The sequence below is a fragment of the Streptomyces sp. XM83C genome, assembly GCF_023072675.1.
Taxonomy (GTDB): Bacteria; Actinomycetota; Actinomycetes; order Streptomycetales; family Streptomycetaceae; genus Streptomyces; species Streptomyces thermocoprophilus.
Map to the genome: position 1 here is coordinate 1 of NZ_JALLGL010000296.1, position 7,665 is coordinate 7,665.

At 70.8% G+C, this 7,665-nt stretch carries 7 protein-coding genes; 2 read left to right on the forward strand and 5 right to left on the reverse strand.

From position 1 onward, the window contains the following. The first annotated feature begins 71 nt into the window (after positions 1–71). Positions 72–1,034 (forward strand): ABC transporter ATP-binding protein, encoded by a 963-nt coding sequence (locus tag MTQ10_RS25090; RefSeq protein WP_247472429.1) that lies wholly within the window; start codon positions 72–74, stop codon positions 1,032–1,034. A 348-nt stretch (positions 1,035–1,382) separates the two neighbouring features. On the opposite strand, the gene MTQ10_RS25095 is transcribed toward MTQ10_RS25090, so the two are convergent. Genes MTQ10_RS25095 through ettA form a run of 3 tightly spaced genes read right to left on the reverse strand, consistent with a single transcriptional unit; the run spans position 1,383 to position 4,189 of the window. Further along, positions 1,383–2,105 (reverse strand): hypothetical protein, encoded by a 723-nt coding sequence (locus tag MTQ10_RS25095; protein WP_247472430.1) that lies wholly within the window; start codon positions 2,103–2,105, stop codon positions 1,383–1,385. Beyond that, positions 2,102–2,518 (reverse strand): acyl-CoA thioesterase, encoded by a 417-nt coding sequence (locus MTQ10_RS25100; protein ID WP_247472431.1) that lies wholly within the window; start codon positions 2,516–2,518, stop codon positions 2,102–2,104. Before MTQ10_RS25100 ends, MTQ10_RS25095 begins: the two co-directional genes overlap by 4 nt. 6 nt (positions 2,519–2,524) lie before the next feature. Next, positions 2,525–4,189, reverse strand: coding sequence for an energy-dependent translational throttle protein EttA (gene ettA, locus MTQ10_RS25105; RefSeq protein ID WP_247472432.1), 1,665 nt, complete (start codon positions 4,187–4,189; stop codon positions 2,525–2,527). Positions 4,190–4,491: 302 nt separating this feature from the next. Here ettA and MTQ10_RS25110 point away from each other — a divergent pair, with 302 nt between their 5' ends. After that, on the forward strand, positions 4,492–4,995 hold the full coding sequence (locus MTQ10_RS25110; protein WP_247472433.1) for a lamin tail domain-containing protein: 504 nt from the start codon (positions 4,492–4,494) through the stop codon (positions 4,993–4,995). A 128-nt stretch (positions 4,996–5,123) separates the two neighbouring features. On the opposite strand, the gene MTQ10_RS25115 is transcribed toward MTQ10_RS25110, so the two are convergent. Together MTQ10_RS25115 and MTQ10_RS25120 are read right to left on the reverse strand one after the other, a co-directional pair. Continuing rightward, entirely contained in the window at positions 5,124–6,521 is a 1,398-nt protein-coding gene (locus MTQ10_RS25115) for a Cys-Gln thioester bond-forming surface protein (RefSeq protein ID WP_247472434.1), read from the reverse strand. 283 nt (positions 6,522–6,804) lie between these two features. Further along, on the reverse strand, positions 6,805–7,269 hold the full coding sequence (locus MTQ10_RS25120; RefSeq protein ID WP_247472435.1) for a single-stranded DNA-binding protein: 465 nt from the start codon (positions 7,267–7,269) through the stop codon (positions 6,805–6,807). Between the last annotated feature and the right edge of the window lie 396 nt (positions 7,270–7,665).

Genomic DNA, 7,665 nt, shown 5'->3' on the forward strand with positions numbered 1-7,665 from the left:
TGCCCGGTGAGGGGGCCGGGCCGGGGACGGGCGGGAGCGGAACCTGGAGACCTGGAGATCTGGAGACGCCGATGACAGCCGACCCCACGCTCACCGACCTCGCGCAGCAGGCGACTTCCGCCCGCCGCGCCCCCGACTACGGCCACGACGCGCTGATCACCTGCGACCGTCTGGTACGGATCTTCTCCGCCGACGGCATCGAGGTGCAGGCGTTGCAGGGGCTGGACCTGCTGGTGCGCGAAGGGGAGTTGATGGCGCTGGTCGGCGCCTCCGGCAGCGGGAAGTCCACGCTGATGAACATCCTCGCCGGTCTGGACACCCCCACGGCGGGCGCGGCCCGTGTCGCCGGGCACGATCTGCTGGCCATGACCGCCAAGGACCGGCTGGCCTACCGCCGTACGGTCGTCGGGTTCGTCTGGCAGCAGACCTCCCGCAACCTGCTGCCGTATCTGACAGCGGCGCAGAACGTCGCCCTGCCGTTGCAGCTCGCCGGGGACCGTTCCCGGCGCGGCCGTCACGCGCGGGCGGAACGGGTCGCGGAGCTGCTGGAGTTGCTGGAGGTGGCCGACTGCCGTGACCGTCGACCGCACGAGATGTCCGGCGGTCAGCAGCAGCGCGTGGCGATCGCCGTGGCGCTGGCCAACGATCCTGCGGTGCTGCTGGCGGACGAGCCGACCGGCGAGCTGGACTCGCACACGGCGGAGCAGATCTTCGCCGCGTTCCGCACGGCGAACGAACGTCTCGGCACGACCATCGTGATCGTCACCCACGACCAGGCGGTGGCCGGTGAGGTACGCCGCACGGTCGCGATCCGCGACGGCCGAACCTCCACGGAGGTGCTGCGCCGCAGCGAGGTGGACGAGACCACCGGGCGCGAGCGGGTCGTGGCCCGCGAGTACGCCATGCTCGACCGGGCCGGCCGGCTCCAGCTCCCGGCGGACTACATCCGCGCCCTGGACATGCGGGACCGGGTGGCGCTGGAACTGGAGGAGGACCACATCGGGGTGTGGCCGGACGACAGCACGGAACGCTGAGCGGCGGTACGAGGGAAACCGGCCGCACGCCGCACGGGCCCGCACATCGGGAGGGCACGCAGGCCACACGGGCCGCACGTCAGGAGGGTGCCGCACATCGGGAGGTCGCCGGACGCGGGGGGCCGTGGGCCGGGAGGCTGTCGGCCGGGAGGGCGCCGTAGGCCGGGAGGCGGTCGGCCGCGAGGACGCCGCAGGCCGGGAGGCTGTCGGCCGGGAGGGCGCCGCAGGCCGGGAGGCGGTCGGCCGCGAGGACGCCGCAGGCCGGGAGGCTGTCGGCCGCGAGGGCGCCGCAGGCCGGGAGGCTGTCGGCCGGGAGGGCGCCGCAGGCCGGAGGGGGCGCCGTAGGCCTCAGCGAACGCTGACGGCGAGGCTCCCCAGCCCGCCGAGCCCCGGGGTGCTGCCCCCGACGCGTACGGCCACGGACCCGTACGGGGTGCGCAGCCGCAGCCAGGCACCGGAGGAGAACAGCCCGAACCCGTCGTCGACGCCGTCGGGGTCGCCCGTGCCGGCGGCGGGGGGCCGCAGGAAGCCGAAGGACTGCGCGGCGTGCACGGCGCGCACGGGCAGCCGGGTCTCCCCGACGGTACGGGACCAGATCTCCCCGCCTATGCGGTCGAGTTCGGCGCGAGTGCGCTGCTCGGGCGGGAGCTGCCCGGTGCGGGTGCGGAACTCGGTGACGGCGGCGCCGACCAGCGCGTGCAGCTCGGCCGGATGGGGCAGGCCGGGTTCGCGGCGCCAGCCGCCGCGCGGGGGCAGCACCCCGGCCCAGGGCGGGCCGGTGACCGCGGCGGGCACGGCGGCCGTGGCGGCCTTCTCGTCCACGGACTCCAGCAGTTCACCCGCGGACACGGTGACGTCCAGGGTGACGTCGAGGCCGCGCTCGTACGGCTTGGCCAGCCGCACGGCGCGGATCGCGAGCACCTCGAAGGAGGGCGGCCGGCCGAACACGGCGAGTGCCGTGCCGGCGGCCTGGAGGCGTACCGCGGCTCCACGGTCGTAGTGGAGCAGCCGGGAGAGGAAGGCGGCGAGGTCCGCCGCCTCCGTCTCGTCGGCGAGGTGGAGCACCGTCATGCGGCGACGGCCCCCTGCCGGCCGGAGTCGTCCATGTACTCCTTGAGGAAGGCGCGTTCCTCGTCGGTGATGCGGCGGGGCCGCTGCTGTGCGAAGTCGAACGGCACGATCACCGTGGAGGCCCGTACGTAGACGACGTCGTCGTCCTTCACCTCGTAGGCGAGGGTGAAGGACGCGGCGCGGATCTCCGTGACCCACAGCTCGATGTCGACCGGGCGGTGCCGGTGGACGAGCTGCCGCTTGTAGTCGATCTCGTGGCGTGCCACCACCGACCCCTGCTTGAAGTCCTTGTCCGGGCGGAACAGGAAGTCGATACGGGCCTCCTCCAGGTAGCGGAGGAAGACCACGTTGTTGACGTGGCCGTACGCGTCCATGTCCGCCCAGCGCAGCGGGCAGCGGTAGAGATGCCGCAAGATCGATCAGCCCCGGGTCAGCTTCTTGTAGGTGGCGCGGTGCGGACGGGCGGCGTCCGGGCCGAGCCGCTCGATCTTGTTCTTCTCGTACGACTCGAAGTTGCCCTCGAACCAGAACCACTTGGAGTCACCCTCGTAGGCGAGGATGTGCGTGGCGACACGGTCGAGGAACCAGCGGTCGTGGGAGACGACGACGGCGCAGCCGGGGAACTCCAGCAGCGCGTTCTCCAGGGAGGAGAGCGTCTCGACGTCGAGGTCGTTGGTGGGCTCGTCGAGGAGCAGCAGGTTGCCGCCCTGCTTGAGGGTGAGCGCGAGGTTGAGGCGGTTGCGCTCACCGCCGGAGAGCACACCGGCCGGCTTCTGCTGGTCCGGGCCCTTGAAGCCGAACGCGGACACATAGGCCCGGCTCGGCATCTCGACCTGTCCGACGTTGATGTAGTCGAGGCCGTCGGAGACGACCTCCCACAGCGTCTTCTTCGGGTCGATGTTCTCGCGGCTCTGGTCGACGTACGAGATCTTGACGGTCTCGCCGACCTTGATCGAGCCGGAGTCCGGCTCCTCCAGGCCCTGGATCATCTTGAACAGGGTGGTCTTGCCGGCGCCGTTCGGGCCGATGACGCCGACGATGCCGTTGCGCGGGAGGGTGAAGCTGAGGTCCTCGACGAGGACCTTCTCGCCGAAGGCCTTGTTCAGCTTGTCGACCTCGACGACGACGTTGCCCAGGCGCGGCCCCGGCGGGATCTGGATCTCCTCGAAGTCCAGCTTCCGCATCTTCTCGGCCTCGGCAGCCATCTCCTCGTACCGGGCGAGACGCGCCTTGGACTTGGCCTGGCGGCCCTTGGCGTTGGAGCGGACCCACTCCAGCTCTTCCTTGAGGCGCTTCTGCCGCTTGGCGTCCTTCTGGCCCTCGACCTTGAGGCGGGCGGCCTTGGTCTCCAGGTAGGTGGAGTAGTTGCCCTGGTAGGGGTAGGCACGGCCGCGGTCCAGCTCGAGGATCCACTCGGCGACGTTGTCGAGGAAGTACCGGTCGTGGGTGATGGCGACGACGGTGCCCTCGTACTTGGCGAGGTGCTGCTCCAGCCAGTTCACCGACTCGGCGTCGAGGTGGTTGGTGGGCTCGTCGAGGAGCAGCAGGTCGGGCTGCTCCAGCAGCAGCTTGCACAGGGCGACGCGGCGGCGCTCACCACCGGAGAGGTTGGTGACGGGCCAGTCGCCGGGCGGGCAGCCCAGGGCGTCCATGGCCTGCTCCAGCTGGGCGTCGAGGTCCCACGCGTTGGCGTGGTCCAGCTCCTCCTGGAGCTTGCCCATCTCCTCCAGCAGCGCGTCCGAGTAGTCGGTGGCCATCAGCTCGGCGATCTCGTTGAACCGGTCGAGCTTGCCCTTGATCTCGGCGACGCCTTCCTGGACGTTCTCCAGGACCGTCTTCTCCTCGTTCAGCGGGGGCTCCTGCAGCAGGATGCCGACGCTGTAGCCGGGCGAGAGGAAGGCGTCACCGTTGGACGGCTGCTCCAGCCCCGCCATGATCTTCAGCACGGTCGACTTACCGGCGCCGTTCGGGCCGACGACGCCGATCTTCGCCCCGGGGAGGAAGTTCAGGGTGACGTCGTCGAGGATCACCTTGTCGCCGTGCGCCTTGCGCGCCTTGCGCATGGTGTAAATGAACTCAGCCAAGAGAAACCGTCCGGCAGCTTGAATCTGGCAGTGGGCAGATACACCCCATCTTGCCGTACGGCCACCCCTGCACGGAAACGCGTTCCGTCAAGGGGGTCTGACCTGGGCTTTTGTCAGTGGCCCGATTCGTGGTCCCGGAGGTCGATCACCTGGGTGGGGCTCGACGGGGCGACAGGACGGTCTCCATCCGCCGGATGGCGACCGCAGCCGCATGCGCACATTTCCTTCACACTGCCATCACGCTCTGATCACCTTGTGTAGGCTCCGGGTGCTCGTTTTGGCATCACTGAGGGGGGATCCTCATGCGCATCCGTCGCGCGCTGCCCATCGCCGGAGCGACCGCGGCCGTGGCCGCGCTCGGCCTTGCCGGGGCGATACCGGCGCACGCCGCCGAGTACACCTCGGAGCTGAAGATCAAGGGCGTGCAGTACGACGCCCCCGGCAGGGACTCCAACAAGTGCTCGGGGGGCAACACCAGGAACGAGTACCTGACGATCAAGAACTACTCGAAGAAGACCAAGGTGAACCTGAAGGGTTACAAGGTCAGGGACGCCGTCGGCAACACCTTCGTCTTCAAGTACAACCACATCCTGGAGCCGGGCGACTTCGTCCGCCTGCGCGGCGGCCGGGGCACCGACTCCGACGCCAGGAACGAGGTCTACCGGCAGAACTGCAACTTCATCTGGAACAACGACAAGGACACGATCTACCTGTACAAGCCGAACGGAAAGCCCGCCGACACCCACGCCTACACCAAGAAGGCCAACGACAAGGACGGCAACGGGTACATCACCTATCACGGCTGAGCCGATCAATCCTGCCGCCGATTCCCCGGCGTCGGCACGAACACCTCGTAGCGGCCCGGCCCTACGAGGTGCCCTCGACCGACGGAGCCGGCCCTGTCCCGGGCCGGCCCCCGCGGCGGCGGGTGTCGTCAGTCCTGCGCCGGCTGTTCCTTGCGGCGGAGGAGGACCAGGACCGCGCCGCCGATCACCACGAAGCCGATCGCCGCGCCCGCGATCAGCGGGGTGGCGGTGGAGCCGCCGGTGGCGGCGAGGTTGGTGTCGGGCGGCGTGCTGACGCCGCCGATGGTGGCCGGGCTGGGCTCACTGACGGTCTGTGTGGTGACCTCGGGCGTGCCGCTCTGTGTCTTGCAGTCGAGGACGCCCGTGAATCTCTGCTGCAAGCCGGCCGGGCCGGTGATCGTGAAGTCGTAGGCCTGGTCCTCCAGCAGGGGCAGCGTCACCGTCCGGGACGCCCCCGCCGGGATGGAGTACTCCTTGCCCATCAGGGTGAAGACGAAGGGCTGGTCGCCGGTGTTGCCGGCGGTGATGTCCAGCCCGCCCTGGACGCAGTTCCGGGCCGCCGACAGTGCGGGTATCGCGCCCTGTGCGGCCCAGCTCGCGGTGGCCGTCGCCGAGACCGTCGACTCGCTGGAGCCCGCCAGGATCTGCGTCTGACTGCGTCCCTCCGCGGTGAAGGCCCGGCCGACCGGCACGGTCGTCGACGCCTGCACGGTCAGCGCGGCCGAGCCGGGCGCGGCGTCCTCGGGCACGTCGAAGAACAGGCGGCTGCCGTCCTTGGCGGTGGTGACCGGCTTGCCGTCCGCCCCGACGATGCGCACCCCGTTCGCCACGGCGTCCGCCGGCGGGGTCACCGTGACACTGCCGGCGTCGGTGTGCACCGTCACCGGACCGAGCGGCTTGCCGGGCCGGCCGGAGACCGCGGGCGGGTCCAGGGTGAGCGACGCCTCCGGTTCCGGCACGGACCGGGCGCTCTTGTGCAGATAGTCGGCGAGCTGCTCGGCCTGCGGGTCGAGCGCGTCGACATCGGCGTGGTCGGAGTAGCGCCAGATCGCGACCTGGGTCCCCGCGGCGGCGTCCTGCTCGGTGAGGCCGCCGCTGATGCCGGCCCGCTCGGCGAGCGCCGCGAGGTCGTTCACCTGCGGGTAGGAGTGCTGGAGGATCCAGCGGATCTTGCCGGCGTCCTTGTTGGCGGCCAGGGACGTGCCGCTCCACGGGGTCTCGTGGTAGCGGGCGTCCCGCTGGGTGGCGGTGTGCAGGTCGATGCAGTAGGTCCGCAGGGTGCCGCCGCCGTCGACGGACATCTCGAACAGGCCCGCGGACACCTGCTGGTCGCCCCCGCCGCCGGGCTCGTGGATCACCGCGGCACCGTACGTCTTCAGACCGCCGATGACGGCACTCGCTCCGCCCCGGGTCTGCGCCGCCGCGTCGTCGGCGGCGGCGGCCGGGCCGGCCGCGACGAACGCGGCGGCGGTGAGGAGCCCGGACACCAGCGTCGTGGCGGCGACGCGGCCGTACACAGAAAACACGGAATTCCCCTCCGAGCAGGACCCGTCGACGTGGGGGGTACGCGGTCCCACCAGCAGAATCAGGAGCCTGGCAGCTCTGCCCGGCATCCTAGGGACGCGACGGACCCCCGTTTCACCGTCCTGCCGCCGGACCGGTGATCCGACTCGTAATCGTTATCGCCGGAGCCGCCCGCGAGCTGGGCTTATCGACAAATCCACTCGACTTTTCCGGGGCGTTGACTTCGATAAGCCGCAGCGAGCGCAGATCAGGGCGTTCCGCATCGGTTGCGGACAAGATGTGACATCACGTCATCACGATCTCCGGGGCGTCGCGTTGGCTCTCGCTCTCCGAAGTGGCGGGCGGTGTTTCCCAGTTGGGTTCCGGGCGGTCCGGCGTCGCGGGCGCCTCCCCTCGGCCGGTCCGGCGGAACACAGCCGTACCCCTCGACAGATCATGACCGATCGCCACCGCGTCGATGTCCGCCGAGGTCCAGTTCTGTCCGTCCCGTACGTCCGTGCGCACCTTCAGCCGGCCGTGGACCACCACCGGCTCCCCGACCGACAGCGAGGACGCCGCGTTCACGGCGAGCTGCCGGTTGGCCCACACGGTGAAGAAGTTGGTGTGCCCGTCCGTCCAGGCGGCCTTCTCCCGGTCCCAGTACCGGGAGGTCGCCGCCAGCCGGAACCGGGCCGACGGTCCCGACGGCAGGTCCCGGTAGACCGGCGCCGTGGCCACGTTGCCCACCACGCTGATGACCGTCTCGTTCATGGTGCACTCCCCTCCCCCGCCCGGCCGGCCTCGACCGGCTTCGCGATCGGCCGTCACCGGCGTCGACCGGGCGGAACCACGCCGACGGGTCCGTCCCGAACGGCTGTGTCCGGCGCGGCGGCACACGCTTCCCGCACGCCCACCGCAGCCGCGGCGACCGCGTCCGTCGCGAACGCCGCGAAGCCAGACTGCCTCCGCCCGCCCGATCCCGCTCGACCCTGTGGACGAGCCCCGGACCTGTGGAAAACCCCGCCACCCGGAAGGGTGACGGGGCTGTGTGCGAATTGCCGGGGTCGGTGCCCGGGTGCGGGGCTCGGCAGTGGGCGTATGCCGTGCGACGGGGACGACACCGAGCCCCCGCCCCCTCCGCAAGCCCCGTCACCGCCGTCTCAAGGC

Bases quoted from the DNA above. Each gene is read 5' to 3' on its own strand.
- MTQ10_RS25120 (WP_247472435.1), bottom strand. From the start codon at position 7,269: ATGAACGAGACGGTCATCAGCGTGGTGGGCAACGTGGCCACGGCGCCG.
- MTQ10_RS25090 (WP_247472429.1), top strand. From the start codon at position 72: ATGACAGCCGACCCCACGCTCACCGACCTCGCGCAGCAGGCGACTTCC.
- MTQ10_RS25095 (WP_247472430.1), bottom strand. From the start codon at position 2,105: ATGACGGTGCTCCACCTCGCCGACGAGACGGAGGCGGCGGACCTCGCC.
- MTQ10_RS25110 (WP_247472433.1), top strand. From the start codon at position 4,492: ATGCGCATCCGTCGCGCGCTGCCCATCGCCGGAGCGACCGCGGCCGTG.